Origin of the sequence: Flavobacterium frigidimaris, from assembly GCF_002217275.1 — a bacterium.
Taxonomy (GTDB): domain Bacteria; phylum Bacteroidota; class Bacteroidia; order Flavobacteriales; family Flavobacteriaceae; genus Flavobacterium; species Flavobacterium aquidurense.
Genome location: NZ_MUGV01000017.1, coordinates 1 through 18059, shown reverse-complemented (window position 1 = coordinate 18059; position 18059 = coordinate 1). Strand labels below are relative to the sequence as shown.

At 35.6% G+C, this 18059-nt stretch carries 13 protein-coding genes and 1 pseudogene; 9 read left to right on the top strand and 5 right to left on the bottom strand.

Annotation, left to right across the window (positions count from 1 at the left end; all coding sequences use genetic code 11):
• Positions 1-23 precede the first annotated feature (23 nt).
• From B0A65_RS10200 to B0A65_RS10190, 3 genes are read right to left on the bottom strand one after another with little or no spacing between them, the layout of a single operon-like run.
• Positions 24-1394, bottom strand: coding sequence for an efflux transporter outer membrane subunit (locus B0A65_RS10200; RefSeq protein ID WP_083370449.1), 1371 nt, complete (start codon positions 1392-1394; stop codon positions 24-26).
• Positions 1384-4557 (bottom strand): efflux RND transporter permease subunit, encoded by a 3174-nt coding sequence (locus B0A65_RS10195; RefSeq protein WP_074660198.1) that lies wholly within the window; start codon positions 4555-4557, stop codon positions 1384-1386. The genes B0A65_RS10200 and B0A65_RS10195 overlap by 11 nt, the downstream gene beginning before the upstream one ends.
• 34 nt (positions 4558-4591) lie before the next feature.
• A complete protein-coding gene (locus tag B0A65_RS10190; protein ID WP_074660304.1) occupies positions 4592-5731 on the bottom strand; it encodes an efflux RND transporter periplasmic adaptor subunit in 1140 nt (379 codons plus the stop codon).
• A gap of 247 nt (positions 5732-5978) precedes the next feature.
• Between B0A65_RS10190 and B0A65_RS10185 the strand changes: the two genes are divergently transcribed.
• The 5 genes and pseudogenes from B0A65_RS10185 (at position 5979) to B0A65_RS10165 (ending at position 11024) form a co-directional block, all read left to right on the top strand.
• On the top strand, positions 5979-6941 hold the full coding sequence (locus tag B0A65_RS10185) for a polyphosphate kinase 2 family protein (RefSeq protein WP_083370450.1): 963 nt from the start codon (positions 5979-5981) through the stop codon (positions 6939-6941).
• A 122-nt stretch (positions 6942-7063) separates the two neighbouring features.
• Positions 7064-8452 carry an oxygen-dependent tRNA uridine(34) hydroxylase TrhO gene (gene trhO, locus B0A65_RS10180; RefSeq protein WP_074660199.1) on the top strand — a complete coding sequence of 463 codons (1389 nt, stop codon included), beginning with the start codon at positions 7064-7066 and terminating at the stop codon, positions 8450-8452.
• A 23-nt stretch (positions 8453-8475) separates the two neighbouring features.
• A pseudogene (gene tnpA, locus B0A65_RS23675) lies at positions 8476-8909 on the top strand (IS200/IS605 family transposase).
• Between the two features lie 646 nt (positions 8910-9555).
• The gene (locus B0A65_RS10170; protein WP_074660200.1) at positions 9556-10794 is read left to right on the top strand and encodes a peptidase U32 family protein; all 1239 of its coding nucleotides are present in this window, start codon (positions 9556-9558) and stop codon (positions 10792-10794) included.
• On the top strand, positions 10794-11024 hold the full coding sequence (locus tag B0A65_RS10165; RefSeq protein ID WP_074660201.1) for a ferredoxin: 231 nt from the start codon (positions 10794-10796) through the stop codon (positions 11022-11024). Before B0A65_RS10170 ends, B0A65_RS10165 begins: the two co-directional genes overlap by 1 nt.
• A 62-nt stretch (positions 11025-11086) precedes the next feature.
• On the opposite strand, the gene B0A65_RS10160 is transcribed toward B0A65_RS10165, so the two are convergent.
• Positions 11087-11824 carry a hypothetical protein gene (locus tag B0A65_RS10160; protein ID WP_242670262.1) on the bottom strand — a complete coding sequence of 246 codons (738 nt, stop codon included), beginning with the start codon at positions 11822-11824 and terminating at the stop codon, positions 11087-11089.
• 36 nt (positions 11825-11860) lie between these two features.
• Entirely contained in the window at positions 11861-12565 is a 705-nt protein-coding gene (locus B0A65_RS10155; protein ID WP_074660202.1) for a hypothetical protein, read from the bottom strand.
• A gap of 312 nt (positions 12566-12877) precedes the next feature.
• Between B0A65_RS10155 and B0A65_RS10150 the strand changes: the two genes are divergently transcribed.
• From B0A65_RS10150 to B0A65_RS10135, 4 genes are all read left to right on the top strand, one after another.
• Positions 12878-14221, top strand: coding sequence for a PSP1 domain-containing protein (locus tag B0A65_RS10150; RefSeq protein ID WP_074660203.1), 1344 nt, complete (start codon positions 12878-12880; stop codon positions 14219-14221).
• Complete coding sequence (locus B0A65_RS10145; protein ID WP_074660204.1) at positions 14205-14684, top strand: gliding motility lipoprotein GldH; 480 nt, start codon at positions 14205-14207, stop codon at positions 14682-14684. The genes B0A65_RS10150 and B0A65_RS10145 overlap by 17 nt, the downstream gene beginning before the upstream one ends.
• 13 nt (positions 14685-14697) lie before the next feature.
• Positions 14698-17004, top strand: a complete 2307-nt coding sequence (locus B0A65_RS10140) for a penicillin-binding protein 1A (protein ID WP_074660205.1) — start codon at positions 14698-14700, stop codon at positions 17002-17004.
• A gap of 171 nt (positions 17005-17175) precedes the next feature.
• Positions 17176-17877, top strand: coding sequence for a CoA transferase subunit A (locus tag B0A65_RS10135; RefSeq protein ID WP_074660206.1), 702 nt, complete (start codon positions 17176-17178; stop codon positions 17875-17877).
• Positions 17878-18059 lie beyond the last annotated feature (182 nt).

Sequence of the window (18059 nt, the reverse complement as noted above, 5' to 3'; positions counted from 1 at the left end):
AGAATCTTAGCATCTCAGAACCTTTAAAGGCTCCATCCCCCGCCTAAAGCTCTGTAAAGCTGAATCATAGAAGCCAACTGACTTTGGGTTAAATCGGATAGGCTTAATTCGGCATCAAATAGAGAGCGCTGTACTTCAAGTACTTCCAGATAAGAAACGTAACCGTTGTAATATCTGGCTTCAGATAATTCTAAATTTTTTCTTGCGGCAATAACTTGTCTGTCACGTGCTGCCCATTCCTCTTTATAGGTTTTTACATTTTGCAACGATTGCTCCACTTCCGAAAGGGCAATGATACAAGTCTTTTGGTAGGAAAGTCTCGATTCTTCAGCAATTTGTCTGTAGATTTCTACTCTTCGTTTGTTTTTTCCAAAATTGAAGATAGGTCCGGCAATTGAACCACTTGCATTTTGAACATAAGAAGAACCGTCAAATAAAGTGCTTACTTTACTACTTGCAAATCCTGCAATAGCAGCAATGTTAAAAGACGGGAAACGCATTGCCTGCGCAACACCAATTCTTTCATTAGAAGCCATATAATACATTTCAGCCTGTCTAACATCTGGTCGGTTTCGTAAAAGAATAGAAGGGATAGAAACCGGTATGTTGTTAACTACTTCAAGTTCTGTAACAGTTTTACCGCGTTCAATTGGACCAGGAGGCTGACCGGTTAATATGGAGATTGTATTTTCCCGCATAGTAATTTGTCTTTGAATGGACGGAATAACCGCTTCGGCAATCGCGACTTGTTGCTCGATTTGAACTTTGTCTACCTCAGAAACATATCCGGCCAAGAACCTTGCATTGATGATATCAAATGCTTTTCGTCTGGTTTCAAGTGTTTGATTGGTAATAATCAGTTGATTATCAAAATTTCGGAGTTCAAAATAAGCAGTAGCAATATCACTAACCAGATTCGACAAAATTACTTTTCGTCCCTCTTCGCTGGCAATTAATTCATCCTGAACAGCTCTGTTTTCATGGCGGATCTTACCCCAAAAATCGAGTTCCCAAGATAATGAAGCAGATGCGCTTGAAGGAATAAATGCTTTTTCATTACTATTTATTGTACCACTATAGCCAATGGCGGGTAATAAATCAGCTTTTGAATAGCCTAATTCTGCTCTGGTTTGTTCAATACGTGCCATGGCAATTCGCAGATCATAGTTGTTTTCTAACCCTTTATTGATAAGTCCTTTTAAAACATCATCATTAAAAAGATCAAACCATTTCACGTTGACTACAGAAGCAAGAGTATCCGCATATCCAGGGCCATAACGAAAATTAGCCGTTTGAGGTTCATCTGGCTTTTGATATTTTGGACCTACGAGACAAGCTGTAGGCAATACTGCCAGAGTAAGAATAACGATTAGTATTTTTACTTTATTCATCATGATCTGTAGTTTTTGAATCCGTACTAATTTCAGTTGCTACAACCTCATCCTTCTTTTTTCCGATATTTTCAATCATTACAAACAATCCCGGAACAATTAATACTCCCAGAACTGTCGCAATTAACATTCCGCTAAATACAGCCATTCCCATTACGATACGTGCCTGCGACCCAGCACCTGTCGCGGTCAGCAACGGTACAACTCCAAGAATAAAGGCAAAAGCCGTCATCAAAATTGGTCTAAAACGAAGTTTAGCTGCAGTCATAGCCGCTTCATAGAGGGGTGTTCCTTTTTCATATTCTTCTTTGGCAAATTCTACAATCAAAATGGCATTTTTCGCGACCAATCCAATTAACAGAACCAGACCAATTTGGGCAAATACATTGTTTACGTAGGCATCACTTCCTAATCTCGCGAGAAACAATCCTAAAAAGGCTCCGAAAACCGCAAATGGCGCACCAAGTAATACGCTGAAAGGTAATTTCCAGCTTTCGTATTGTGCGGCAAGAATTAAGAATACAAAAACCAATGCCATTAAGAATACAGTGCCTCCTCCGGGAGAATGTTTTTCCTGATAAGAAAGGTTGATATAATCGTAACTCATATCAGCCGGTAGTGTTGCCTTCGCTACTTCTTCTAAGGCATCTAAGGCCTGTGCACTACTATAACCTTCGTTTGGAGCTCCGCCAATTTCTGCCGCTCTAAATAAATTAAGACGATTGGTAAAATCAGGTCCTGAAACTTTTGTCGCGGTTACCAAGGTTGATATTGGCAGCATATCGCCTTTGTCGTTTTTCACGTAAATCAGATTTAGATTTTCTGGTTTTACACGATCAATGGCTTCTCCCTGCAAATACACTTTGTACTGACGTCCAAAACGGTTGAAATCATTCACATAAGTCCCTCCCAAAAAGGTACCCAATACTTCAGTTACTTTTGAAACTGGTACACCGAGTTTCATGGCTTTGTCGTTATCTATTTCTAACTTAACCTGAGGTGTTCCGGCATTATAAGTGGTGTAAATCCTTTTTATTTCCGGACGTTTTTGCGCTTCGGCAATAAATGCCTGAGTTTGTTGTGCAAGATATTGTGGAGTATTTCCACCTCGATCCTGCAACATTAAGCTAAACCCAGCGGACGCTCCAAGTCCCTGAATTGCGGGCGGACCAAAAGCCATTACTGTCGCATTTGTTATTTGATGGGCAAATTGGCCGTTAATTTTATCAGCTATTTGTTGCGCCGTCATTGTTCTTTCATCCCAAGGTTTAAGTGATATAAAGATGAAAGCGTTTGCAGGTAAATAAGAACTGGTTAGTAAACTATATCCGTTAATGGTGGTATAACAGTCCAGCGTTTCTTCTTTTGATAAAATTGACTCAATTTTTCTGGTTACTTCATCAGTTCTTTGTAAAGAGGAAGCAGGTGGAGCGTTAACATTTACTAGTACATAACCCTGATCTTCTTCAGGAATAAACCCTGCCGGAACTTTTTTGCCTAAGAATACTACAGCAACTAAAACCACAGCAAGCAAAACGATAATACGTAATGCTTTTTTCGCAAAGAAAGTTGCTCCTTTGATATATCTGCCTGTCACATTTTCGAAAATTCTATTAAATCCTGTAAAAAATTTGGCAAGCCATCCGGTTTGTTCCGCTACGGGTTTTGTGGGTTTTAACAACATTGCACAGAGCGCGGGACTTAGGGATAAGGCACTAAAGGCAGAGAAGGCCACAGATACTGCAATGGTTATTGCAAATTGCTGGTAAAAACGACCCGTGATTCCGGGAGTCATTGCCACGGGAACGAACACCGCAATCAAGATTAAAGCGATCGCAATTACGGGTCCTGAAACTTCACGCATCGCTTGTATAGTGGCATCTTTTGGAGATTTTCCGTGTTCAATATGATGTACAACAGCTTCCACTACAACAATAGCATCATCGACGACAATACCAATTGCTAATACTAATCCTAATAGTGAAAGTGTATTAATGGAAAATCCCAATAATGGAAAAACGGCAATTGTTCCAATTAATGAAACTGGAACTGTGATCAACGGAATCAATGTTGCACGCCAGTTTTGGAGGAAGATAAAAACCACAAGTATAACTAAGATAATGGCTTCAACAAGAGTGTGGAGAATGTCTTCAACACCCGCTGTAATTGCTGTTGTAGTATCTAGCGAAACCTGATATTCAACGTTTGAAGGAAATCTTTTAGAGATCTCATCCATAGTTGCTTTAGCTTTTGCAGCTACTTCCAAAGCATTACTTCCAGGCATTTGAAATATTCCGATGGCCGCGCTGGGTTTGCCATTTCTGCGTGAAGTTGAACTATAATTTTCAGTACCTAATTCGATTCTCGCTATATCACTTAGAAGTACTTTTGACCCGTCTTCTTTACTTTTTACTATAATTTCAGAGAATTGTTTTTGAGTAACCAATCGGTCCTGAAGTGTTACGCTATAGGTAAAATCTGTTCCCATCGGAGCCGGTTCAGCACCAAATTTTCCTCCCGGAGTAATCATGTTCTGATCGTTCAATGCTTTTTTGATCTCATCAACTGTAATTCCGAGACTGCTCATTTTGCCCGGCTGAAGCCAAATCCTCATAGAATATTCACTTCCAGCAAAAAGAATACAATCTCCTACACCTTTAATTCTCGCAAGAGCATCAATAACGTTGATATAGGCATAGTTATTTAAAAAGACACCGTCGTATTTAGGATCAGAAGAGGTAAGCGTAAAAATCATCATCGGGAATGATAAAGACTTTTTAATCGAAACCCCTTGTTGTTTTACACTCTGAGGTAAGAATGGTTCAGCTTGCTTTTCCTTATTTTGCGTAAGCATGTTGGCATTATCCAAATCAGTACCTACATCAAAAGTTACTTCGACAGTAAGTGCTCCGTCTGAAGTATTGATAGATTTCATGTATAACATGTTTTCTACACCATTTACCTTTTGTTCAATAGGTGTGGCTACAGCTTGTTCGACATTTATGGCATTTGCTCCAGTAAAAGAAGTAGTGATTTTTACTAAAGGTGGAACAATATCAGGATATTGAGCGACAGGCGTTTTCTGCAAAGCCAGTAATCCAAGTATAATAATGATGATACTGATTACCATGGCAACAATTGGTCTTCTAACAAAAAATTCTCCCATAATGATGTTTGTAAATTATTAAGTTAGCACAGAATTATTTAACTGCTTGTCCTTGTCCCGGAGTCCATTCTTGAATTTTCGGCGTTATAACATTACCGCTTTTTAATTGAGAGGTTCCTCCAAGCGCAATTTTATCATTGGCTGTTAGTCCATCAGTAACGATATAGGAGTCTTTGAATGCAGGACCTAGTTGTATTGCCTTCATTTCAACTTTATTGTCTTTGCCTAAAACATAAACCTGAGTAATTCCCTGCATTTCAATAACAGAACGTTGAGGTATAATCAGAGCATTTTTGCGAATATCTGAAGTAACAATAACTTTTACATATTGGCCAGGGCGAATCAATTGTTGTGGGTTGGCAAATGCAGCTTCAAAAGTTACAGCACCGGTAGCAGGATCAATTTGTCTGTCGGCAAAACTGATTTTTCCCTTTTCAGAATAAATTGAACCGTCTGACAACAGGATAGAAATGGTTTTTGCAGCATTTTTCAAATTGGAATCTTTCTTAGAAATTTCTCTGAATATTCGAAGAAATTCCTGCTCGCTCACAGTAAAACGGACTCTTACATCGCCTAAATCAGAAACAGTATTTAAAACAGATGCGGGACCTGGACGAACATAATCACCAACTCTGACTTTTGATATTCCGATTAATCCGGAAATTGGCGAAACAATGTTACTGTACCCTAACTCTATTTTTGAATTTTTAAGATTGGCCGATGCAGCTTTTATAGAAGCTTGAGACGCATTATAAGATGATCTCGCAGCTATCAACTCTCTTTGACTTATGGCGTTTATTTTAGCCAATGGAACCATCATTTCGTAATCTGATTTGGTTTTGGCCAATCTGGCTTGCATTTCGGCTAATTGGCCTTCTGCTTCATTTACTTTCGTCTGAAATGGCAACGGATCTATTGTATACAATAACTGCCCTTTTTTTACTAAACCTCCTTCTTTGAAATTAAGACTAAGGATAACACCATCAACTCTTGGGTTGATTTGGATATCGGATTCCCCAAAAGTTTGACCAGTAAATTCTGATTCAAGATTTACATCTTGCTGTAATACTTGAACAATTGGAATTTCGAGAGGCTTAGGAGCCGGAGGAGTTTCTTTTTTACAGGATAACAATAAAAAAAGTAAGAAAATTGTTGGAGAGTAAATTCTGTTCATTTTTAATTTTTTATTAAATTTCATTAAAACTCAACTAACTAAAAACCAAATAATTCATTAGCTAAGTTAACATTTTTTTATTAAGATTTGAAATATTATTTTTCATTCCCATTTTTTCTTAAATTTATATTTAATTGATCTTCAATTGTTAATAAAATCGACTAAAAGCTATAAAATACCGCCAAACTGCACTTTTTGTAAGAATCTATTTTTAATTTTTTCTAATTATATTTTAAAAATTCCTGTTATGTCAAAAAAGAATAAAGTAAAATCGAAGAATTTGAATAGCGCTTCAAGCGATCTACAGGCGTTAAGTAAAAAAGAATTATTGCATAAGGCAAAAAAGTTTTCAGAACAATATTGTGTTGGTGATGATAAGAGTTTTACACTAAGGGACAGGCCCACTTCTTATTTTGGGAATGAAGAAAAATCAGCAATTAAAGAAACTTTGCAAATGGGGGTAAAAGCATTGGCTGCTATGCAGGACATTCTATATGCACAGGATAAATGGTCGGTTTTGCTTATTTTTCAGGCTATGGATGCTGCTGGAAAAGATGGCGCTATCAAACATGTTATGTCTGGTGTAAATCCGCAGGGTTGTCAGGTATCTTCTTTTAAAGGACCAAGTTCTGAAGAATTGGATCATGATTATTTGTGGCGTTGCCAAAAACATTTACCCGAAAGAGGACGTATAGGCATTTTTAATCGCTCCTATTATGAAGAAGTTTTGGTAGTTCGTGTTCACGAACAGATTCTGAAAAGTCAAAAAATACCAGAAAAATTGATTACTGAAAATATTTGGGAAAATCGTTTTGAAGACATAAGAAATTTTGAAAGGTATCTTAACAGAAACGGAACTGTTGTAATCAAGTTTTTTCTTAATGTTTCAAAAGACGAACAAAAAAGAAGATTTATAGAACGCGTAGATAACCCGGATAAAAACTGGAAATTTAGTGCAACAGATGCGAAAGAACGTGGCTATTGGAATGATTATATGCATGCGTATGAAGAATTAATAAAGAACACATCGACTAAAAAATCTCCCTGGTATGTTATTCCCGCCGACAATAAATCGTATGCGCGAATTGCCATTGCATCTGCAATAATTCACGCCTTAGACGAGATGGATTTAGAATATCCGAAAGTAAGCGAAGAAAAAATCGCCGAATTAAATGCGGTCAAACAAGCATTGCTCGATGAAAAAGAGTAATACGGAAAAGATCGCAACTTTAGCTTTTAAAAAACCTTAGTACCTCAGAACCTTTGTAACTTAGAACCTTTTTCTCTACCTTTGCACCTCAAAAAAATTCTCAACTTAAATTAGTTTATAGCATGCAACTGTACAACACTTTAAGCGCAGAAGAAAGAGCCATCATGATCGATGATGCAGGTAAACAACGTCTTACGTTGTCTTTCTATGCGTACGCCAAAATTCAAGATCCCAAAAAATTTCGCGATGATTTATTTTTAGCCTGGAATAAGCTCGATGCTTTAGGCCGAATCTATGTCGCCACCGAAGGAATAAATGCTCAAATGAGTATTCCGGAAGAAAATCTGGAAGCTTTCAGAGCAACTCTTGAAGTTTATGATTTCATGAAAGGCATACGATTGAATGAAGCTGTAGAACATGATGATCATTCCTTTTTAAAATTGACGATTAAAGTTCGTGATAAAATCGTTGCTGACGGTTTAAACGATGAAACCTTTGATGTTACTAATATAGGCGTTCACCTTAAAGCCAAAGAATTTAACGAAATTCTGGATGATCCTAATACGATTGTGGTTGATTTTAGAAATCACTACGAAAGTGAAGTCGGCCATTTTAAAGGTGCCATCACTCCGGATGTTGAAACTTTTAGAGAAAGTTTACCCATAATCAACGAACAACTTCAAAATCATAAAGAAGATAAAAAACTGGTAATGTATTGTACTGGTGGAATTCGTTGTGAAAAAGCAAGTGCTTATTTTAAACATCAGGGCTTTAAAAATGTATATCAATTAGAAGGCGGAATCATTAATTACGCCAAACAAATTGAGGCAGAAGGTTTAGAAAGCAAATTCATTGGAAAAAACTTTGTGTTTGATAATCGTCTTGGCGAAAGAATTACCGATGATATTATCTCACAATGTCATCAATGCGGAAAACCTTGTGACAATCATACGAATTGCGAAAACGACGGCTGTCATTTGTTGTTTATTCAATGTGATGAATGTAAGTCAGCAATGGAAAATTGTTGTTCTACAGAATGTCTTGAAATTATTCACATGCCTTTGGTTGATCAGGTAAGATTGAGAACCGGAAAACAAGTTGGAAATAAAGTTTTTAGAAAAGGAAAATCTGAAAATTTAAAATTCAAACATTCGGGAGAGCTAGCTGATACTGCTTTGGCTGCATCCGAAACCCGAGGCGGAGCCGAACGGAGCGTAGCTAAACCAGCAGATATTCGTCAAAAAATCAAAGTTAAGAAGGTTCTTCTTGGAAAAGCAGAACACTATTATGTAAAAGCACAAGTAGCACAATTTACTATTGAAAATCAAGAATTGCGCCTTGGTGATAAGATCTTAATTTCCGGACCAACTACGGGTGAACAGGAATTGGTTTTGGATAAAATGATTGTCGATGGGGCAGCAACTACAACTGCTAAGATTGGTGATATCGTTACTTTTGAGGTACCATTTCGTATTCGTTTGTCGGATAAATTGTATAAAATTGTAAATTAGCTGAAATTTTAAGCTAATTTACAATGTCGCATTCTTTTACCAAATTACGGATTCATGCAATTTGGGCAACCAAAAACCGTCTTGAATTAATCGATGATTCTATTGAGAAAAAATTGTATGATTATATTCGGGACGGACTAATTGAATTAGGCTGTCCAGTAAGAATTATAAATGGAATGCCTGATCATGTGCATGTTTTATTTTTACAAAATCCACAAAAACTATTTCATATCTCTTAAAGCAAATAAAGGGGAGTTCTTCTCATTTTATAAATAGTGGAGAGCTAATCCTTGAAAAATTTGCGTGGCAAACTGGCTATGCGGCTTTTTCAGTCAGCGAGTCTCAGCTGGATGTTGTTCACAATTATATAAAAAATCAAAAGCAACATCATCTTAAGAAAAATGGGCAAGATGAATTTGACGAATTTGTAAAATTACACGGGTTGGGAAATAGATGATTCTTTAGCTCAATATTGCGTTCCCAAGGTTTAAACCTCGGGGACAATGTGAATAAAAGCTCCCGACAATAAACGTCAACATGGTGAGGAAAAACTCATGACAATTAATACGTTCCCAAGGTTGAAACCTCGGGCTATGTTGAAATTCGTTATAGATATAATACCACAATATCCTAGCCAGCGGTTTGATCCTTAAATGTCAAACTAAAGTTTCTAATAAATATAGATTCCCTAGGTCGACCTCTGACTAAAATTGAAAATTGATTATAAATCATTGCTGAAAACATAGCCCGAGGTTTTAACCTTGGGGACAATGTGAAGAAAAGCTTGCGACAAATAATACGTTCCCCAGGTTGAAATTTCGGCTATATTGAAATTCGTTATACCTAGAATACCACAACCTTAGCCAATGGTTTCAACTTTTGTAATATTTGGGGATATAGAACAAAAGCCTCCGATAAAAAATACCCTCCCAATTTTAAACCTTGGCCTAAAATTGAAAAAGATTTATAAGCATTGCTAAAAGCATAGCCCGAGGTTTCAACCTTGGGGGCAATGTGAAGAGAAACTCGCTACAAATAATACATCCCCAAGGTTGAAACCTCGGGCTATATTGAAAATTTTTATAAATACAATACCAATTAAAATGACATTGAATAAAATTGAACTCATGGCTCCTGCAGGGAACTTTGAGTCACTTCAGGCAGCGCTTGATAATGGCGCAGATTCAATCTACTTTGGCGTAGAACAACTCAATATGCGTGCTCGCTCAACAGTAAATTTCACAATGGATGATTTGACAGAAATTGCGAATCGCTGTCAAGCCAAAAATGTTAGAAGTTATTTAACGCTGAACACAATAATTTACGATCATGATTTATCTCTTGTAAAAACACTATTGAACAAAGCCAAAGAAGCCAATATTACTGCGGTGATTGCTTCTGACCAAGCTGTAATTGCTATAGCTAGAAGTATTTCTATGGAAGTTCATATTTCGACGCAATTGAATGTGACCAATATCGAAACCATAAAATTCTATAGTTTATTTGCCGATACTATGGTTTTAAGCCGGGAATTGAGCTTACGCCAAGTAAAGAAAATTACCGATCAAATTGAGAAAGAACAAATAAAAGGACCGAATGGGAATTTGGTTGAAATTGAAATTTTCGGTCACGGTGCATTATGCATGGCAGTTTCCGGAAAATGTTATTTGAGTCTGCATTCGCATAATTCCTCAGCCAATCGTGGCGCCTGCAAACAAAACTGTCGAAAAAAATATACCGTTATCGATCAGGAAACGGGTTTTGAAATAGAATTGGACAACGAATACATGATGTCGCCTAAAGATTTATGTACGTTAGATTTTCTCGATCAGGTAATTGATTCCGGAATTCAGGTTTTAAAAATTGAAGGTCGTGGTCGTGCTCCCGAATATGTGGCAACGGTAATCAAAACGTATAGAGAAGCAATTAATGCTTATTATGATAAAACGTTCACCGAAGAAAAAGTTGAGGTTTGGATGGAAGCTTTGAATACCGTTTACAATCGTGGTTTTTGGTCAGGTTATTATCTGGGGCAAGAATTAGGAGAATGGAGTGACAGTCCGGGATCTGCAGCAACTCAAAAAAAAGTTTATGTGGGGAAAGGAACTCATTATTTCCCAAAAGCAGAAGTAGGGCAATTCAAAATTGAAGCTTATGACATTAAAGTTGGAGATAAAATTTTGGTAACTGGTCCAAGTACAGGAGCTCAGGAACTAATTATTGATGAAATGTTTGTGAATGATTTAGTTTCTGAAAAAGCCACAAAAGGTGACGATTGTACTTTTAAATTGCCATTCCGAATCAGAATGTCTGATAAATTATATAAAATTGTAGAAGCATAATGGTTATTATAACATTGCAAAGAGATAAATGTATTGGGTGTAATTACTGTGTCGAAATGGATCCGATACATTTTCAAATGTCAAAAAAAGACGGTAAATCGGTTTTACTTCATTCGAATAATGCAAAAGGGTTTTTTACTTTGAAATCTCCCAATCATACCATTGTTGAAAGTTGTGAATTGGCGGCGAAAGCTTGTCCTGTTAAGATTATTACGGTTAAGGAAACTTAGGTTTTGTTTAGATTTAAAATTAAACGTCCTATTTTGTCTTTAAACAAATAGGACGTTTAATATTATTCTTCTGAAACCTCAAATTCATCAAAATCTTCAATTTCAGATAATTTAATCAATTTGCTTTGGCTGATTTTACTTTCAGTTTTCTTAAAAACTTCATCTCCTTCATAATCATCATTTATATTTTCGTTTAGAATCTTCTTTCTAGTTAAGAAGTTTATGCTTGTTTCTGATAAAACTGTCGGGCCATGATTACTGCTTGCATCGTATCCAATAAGTTCGAGATCGTTATTTTGATATCTAAAGGTATATGACCAATATCCATATCTTCCGTGACCATAACTGATAACTAATTTTCCTTTTATTATTTCAATATATAGTTCTGGAGCAAAATATACTCCACCATCTTCATTTTCAGAAGAAAAACATTCGTAATTTTTAACCACTAATTCATAACCGTCATTTTTGTTTAGTAGAACAAGAATACCTCTTCGGTTACGGTTTAACCTGCCACGATATTCATCTTTTATAATTTTGTTTTTATCAGTTTTCTTAATAATAAAAACACAATCTTCTAAATTATCTTTATTCAGATCGCCATATATAGTGTCGAAAATAGCATAACCATGAGGTAGAAAATCTTCAGGTTTTTTTCTTTTTGGAGTTTTTGAGAATTCTTTACCTGTATTAAAAACTTCTTGAATTTTTACAGGCTCTTTTTTTTGGCTTTTGTCGTTACAACTAATACTTATTGAAAGTGTGAAAATTGCTGCTAAAAAAAATAAATACTTATTCATATCATTTAAAGGCTTAAATTTTGTTGCGTTTTGATTTTATTGTTTAGTTATAGCCTTGGACTTCAATTTCCATTTTTTGTTTTTTCCTACGTATTCATAATTAATTATATGCTTTCCTGTTCGATCCTGAAAATGTTTCTTCAATGGTGTTAAGGTCAAATCTTCATTTAATTTGTAGCTACTTTCTTCAGATATCCCAAAAGCACTTCCATAAAGTTCTGTATTTATAGTATTAGTTTTTTTGTCAAATTCAGGTCTCGACCAAATATCTGTTTTTTCTACTGTATTATAAAGTCGAACGAGCTTATGCTTTATTTGATCATTGATAAAAATAATTGTCCATTCATTCCCATTTACATTAGAATAAACCCAACATAAAAGATCTTCGTCTCCATCATTGTCAAAGTCCACTATTTTAAAATTTGAATAAAGCTGATCATTATGAAAGTGCCAAAGAAAAGGCTGATAATCCAAGTTTTCCTGAAATTGAAATTCTTCGTTTTTAAATTGATAAAGTGACACCAATGAATCATTTTGTAAACGGAAAGAGTATTTAAGTGGACTTTTTCCTTTTAATTCAAAAGCACATTCAGGTTTTTCTTTAGTAAAATCAATATCATCTACACTTGCTGAAGCAGGAGGAAAATTGATTTTAAAAGAAAGAAGTCTTATAGAATCAATTTGGGTTTGTGAAAAAGAAAAGTTGAGAATTAAAAAGAAAGGTATGCAATAGAACTTCATTCGGTTTTGAATTTAACTACAAATATAATAACATGTAAGTAAAGTTTTATATTTTTGAAATAATAAAGAAATATCTAAATGGATTTTGAAACAATTTAGGTGTAAAATAAAATAATTTATTTTTATCCCGTCAAGAAATTAATTGCAATGCTTGTTACATAAAAAAGCCTATTTTGCAATATGTGAAATAGGTTTTTTTATTTAACAAGCATTTAGTTTTAATGCATAAAAAGCAAACTAAAAAAAATACTATCTTTACCGATTAAACGTTTATGAACTTAAGTTGCTTTTTGCAACACTACATATATAATTATGGCATGTACAAGTTGTTCAACCTCAGATGGTGGCGCACCAAAGGGTTGTAAAAATAATGGGACTTGCGGCACCGATAGCTGCAATAAATTGACGGTTTTTGATTGGCTTTCGAACATGAGCCCGTCTAATGGAGAGGCAATTTTTGATTGTGTTGAGGTTCGTTTTAAAAACGGCCGCAAAGAATTTTTTAGAAATTCAGAGAAATTAACTTTAAGTATTGGTGATATTGTAGCAACTGTTGCATCGCCAGGACATGATATTGGAATTGTGACTTTGACAGGCGAATTGGTAAAAATTCAAATGAAGAAGAAAGGGGTTAACCACGAAAGCAATGAAATTCCAAAAATTTATAGAAAAGCATCTCAAAAAGACATCGATATTTGGTCTGTAGCGCGTGATCGCGAGGAACCAATGAAAGTTCGTGCACGTGAATTGGCGATTCAACACAAATTGGAAATGAAAATTTCTGATATTGAATTTCAGGGAGACGGCTCAAAAGCGACGTTTTATTATACTGCAAATGACAGAGTCGATTTTAGACTTTTGATTAAAGATTTTGCTAAAGAATTTAGTACAAGAGTTGAAATGAAGCAAGTGGGTTTCCGTCAGGAGGCAGCACGTTTAGGTGGAATTGGTTCTTGCGGACGTGAACTTTGCTGTTCGACCTGGTTGACAGATTTTAGAAGTGTCAACACATCAGCAGCACGTTACCAACAACTTTCCCTTAATCCTCAAAAATTAGCCGGACAATGCGGAAAATTGAAATGTTGTCTAAACTATGAGTTGGACACGTACATGGATGCGCTCAAAGATTTCCCCGATTATGATACTAAATTAGTAACTGAAAAAGGAGATGCAATCTGTCAAAAACAAGATATTTTTAAAGGTTTAATGTGGTTTGCTTACACTAATAATTTTGCAAACTGGCATGTTTTGAAAATTGATCAGGTAAAAGAGATTATTGCCGAAAACAAGCTGAAAAATAAAGTTTCATCTTTAGAAGATTTCGCAATTGAAATTACTTCAGAGCCTGAAAAAGATTTCAATAATGCAATGGGTCAGGAGAGTTTAACTCGTTTTGATCAGCCAAAGAAAAAGAAAAAACCAAATCGCAAACGCAAACCAAATGCTGAAGGCGCTGTTGTAGCTGCTCCGGCACCAAACAAACCTCAACAAGGAAATAATAATAACAATAATAAACCAGCTGGCGGTAATCCGAATAAATCAAATAAACCGCACAATAAGCCTAATAATTCGAATAAGCCAAATAATTCGAACGACAATAAGCCAGCTGAGCCAAGAAAACCTATAATTATTACTAAAAATGAGAATAAAAAATAGCGGAATTCTTCTTTTGGCAGCAATTCTTCTTTTTTCTTGCGATAAGAAAAGAGTGTTTGATGAGTACAAATCTGTTGGAAGTGCATGGAATAAAGACAGTATTGTAACTTTTGATTTGCCCGTTTTAGATTCCACCAAAAAATACAATTTATTTGTAAATTTGAGAGACAATAACAATTATCCATTCAATAATTTGTTTTTAATTGTAGCTCTTGAAATGCCAAATGGTTTCACAAAAGTAGATACGTTAGAATATCAAATGGCAAATCCGGACGGAACGTTGTTAGGAAATGGTTTTACAGATATTAAAGAGAGTAAACTGTTTTACAAAGAAGACGTTAAGTTTAGAGGAAAATACAAGGTGCATATCAAACAAGCTGTTAGAGAATCTGGAAAAATACCAGGTGTTCAGGAGTTAGATGGTGTTACAGATGTAGGTTTTAGAATAGAACAAAAAGAATAGAAAATAGTTATTTATGGCCACCAAAAAAAACAATCAACCCAATAGTAATAAGGATATTAACTATTATAAAAAGAAATTCTGGAGAGTTTTTGCTTACACTTTGCTTGGAATTTTAGCTTTCTTTTTATTTGCCTCATGGGGATTATTCGGTTCAATGCCTTCTTTTGAAGATTTGGAAAATCCGGATTCTAATTTAGCTACAGAAATCATTTCTTCTGATGGAGTAGTGCTTGGTAAATACTTTAAAACCAATAGATCACAACTTAAATATTCTGATTTACCAAAGAGTTTAGTAGAAGCGTTAGTAGCTACCGAAGATGCTCGTTTTTATGAACATTCAGGAATTGACGGACGCGGAACTTTAAGAGCTGTTTTTAGCTTAGGAACCAATGGTGGGGCGAGTACTTTAACACAGCAATTAGCAAAACAATTATTCCACGGTGAAGGATCTAAATTCCTTCCTTTCAGAATTGTACAAAAAATAAAGGAATGGATTATTGCCATTCGTCTGGAAAGACAGTATACCAAAAACGAAATTTTGGCAATGTATTGCAACGTTTATGATTTCGGAAACTATTCTGTTGGAGTAAGTTCTGCCGCACAAACGTATTTCTCTAAAGATCCAAAAGACTTAACAATGGACGAATCGGCTATTTTAGTCGGAATGTTCAAGAATTCAGGTTTATACAATCCGGTCCGTAATCCAGAGGGCGTAAAAAATCGTCGTAATGTGGTACTAGGACAAATGGAAAAAGCAAAGATGATCACTACTGCTGAAAAGCTAAGATTACAGGCTTTACCAATTACCTTAAAATTCAAATTAGAAAGTCACCGTGAAGGAACTGCGACTTATTTTAGAGAATATCTTCGTGATTACATGAAAAAATGGGTGGCAGAAAACAAAAAACCAGACGGTTCTGATTACGATATCTATAAAGATGGATTGAAAATTTACACTACAATCGATTCAAGAATGCAGTCTTATGCTGAAGAAGCGGTTTCTGAGCATATGAAAAACTTGCAACAGCAGTTTTTTATCGAACAGAAAACCAATAAAAATGCACCTTTCGTAAATATTACCCAGGCAGAAACAGAAAGAATCATGATGCAGGCGATGAAAAATTCAACGCGATGGGCCATCATGAAAGATATGGATAAAAGTGAAGACGATATTATTGCTTCATTTAAAGTAAAAACACAAATGCGAATTTTTACCTGGAAGGGAGAACGTGATACTATTATGACTCCGTTGGATTCTATTCGTTATTACAAACATTTTTTGCAATCTGGTTTAATGGCAATGGAGCCTCAGACAGGAAGTATTAAGGCTTGGGTTGGTGGTATTAACTACAAATATTTCCAATACGATCACGTAGGTCAGGGAGCGAGACAGGTAGGTTCTACTTTCAAACCTTTTGTATACGCAACTGCGATCGAACAATTAAATATGTCGCCTTGTGATTCTATTTTAGACGGTCCGTTTATGATTCATAAAGGACGTCACCACGTTACAGAAGATTGGGAACCAAGAAACTCGGATAACAAATATCGCGGAATGGTAACGTTAAAGCAAGGTTTGGCGAATTCTATCAATACAGTTTCTGCTAAATTAATTGATAGAACGGGTCCTGAAGCTGTTGTTGAATTAACACAAAAACTAGGAGTTAAAACAGAAATTCCGGTTCAGCCTTCAATTGCTCTTGGGGCAGTTGATATTACGGTGGAAGATATGGTTGCGGCTTACAGCACATTTGCAAATCAGGGAGTTTATGTAAAACCTCAGTTTTTAAGCCGAATTGAAAATAAAAGTGGCGAGGTTATTTACGAGCCAATTCCGGAATCGCATGATGTTCTAAATAAAGATATCGCTTTTGCAGTTATCAAGTTATTAGAAGGGGTTACTGAAACTGGTTCTGGTGCACGTTTGCGTACAGAAGGCGGAGGAAGTGGAGATAACCGTTGGACAGGATATCCATATATGTTTAGAAACCCAATTGCGGGTAAAACAGGAACAACACAAAACCAGTCAGATGGTTGGTTTATGGGGATGGTTCCGAATTTAGTTACCGGAGTTTGGGTTGGATGTGAAGACCGTTCAGCACGTTTCAAAAGTTTGACTTATGGTCAGGGAGCTACAGCGGCTTTGCCAGTTTGGGCTTATTTTATGAAACTTTGTTATAAAGATGAAGCGCTTCAGATTTCTAAATCAGAATTTGAGCGTCCGGCGAATCTTTCGATAAAAGTAGATTGTTATAGCAGACCTGCAGTCGTAAAAGATACTACTCAAACAGAACAAAATACAGACGAATTCCAATTGTAATTTAATTCTTCGTTTAAATAAAATATATCCTTTTGTAACTTCTAAATTTTGGAAGAATACAAAAGGATATTTTTTTAAATTGGGTTAAACTTATTTTTTACGAAATCGTTATAATTTAATCTAAAAATCTTATTTTTATCAAAAAATATACGGTAATAAAGACAGTTTGTTATGATAACAAAAAAAGTAAATAATGTTCAGGAAGCGATCGAAGGAATTGAAAGCAGCATGACCATCATGTTTGGTGGTTTTGGATTATGCGGAATTCCTGAAAATACGATTGCAGCCCTGGTAAATACTACAATTTCAGATTTAACTTGCATTTCTAACAATGCGGGTGTTGATGATTTTGGTTTGGGATTGCTTTTGCAGAAGAAACAAATCAAAAAAATGATTTCATCTTATGTTGGTGAAAATGCGGAGTTTGAACGCCAAATGCTTTCTGGAGAATTGGAAGTTGAATTAACCCCACAAGGAACTTTGGCAGAACGTTGTCGTGGCGCACAAGCTGGAATTCCAGCTTTCTTCACACCGGCAGGTTATGGAACTGAAGTTGCTGAAGGAAAAGAAGTACGTGAATTCAATGGAAAAATGCATATTATGGAACAAGCCTTCAAAGCTGATTTTGCCATTGTAAAAGCATGGAAAGGGGATGAGGCCGGAAATCTTATTTTTAAAGGAACTGCCAGAAACTTCAATGCATGTATGGCTGGAGCCGGAAAAATTACCATTGCTGAGGTGGAAGAATTAGTTCCGGTTGGAACTTTAGATCCAAACCAAATTCATATTCCGGGGATTATGGTACAACGTATTTTTCAGGGAGAAAAATTTGAAAAGAGGATTGAACAACGAACCGTTAGACAAAGGAATTAGATAATTGAGATAATTAGTCAATTAGATAATGAATTAGATTACGCAAAGCCAGACATTATCTAATTATCAAATTTTCTAATTGGCACATTCAAAAATTAGATAATTGAGATAATTAGTCAATTAGATAATGAATTAGATTACGCAAAGCCAGACATTATCTAATTATCAAATTTTCTAATCGG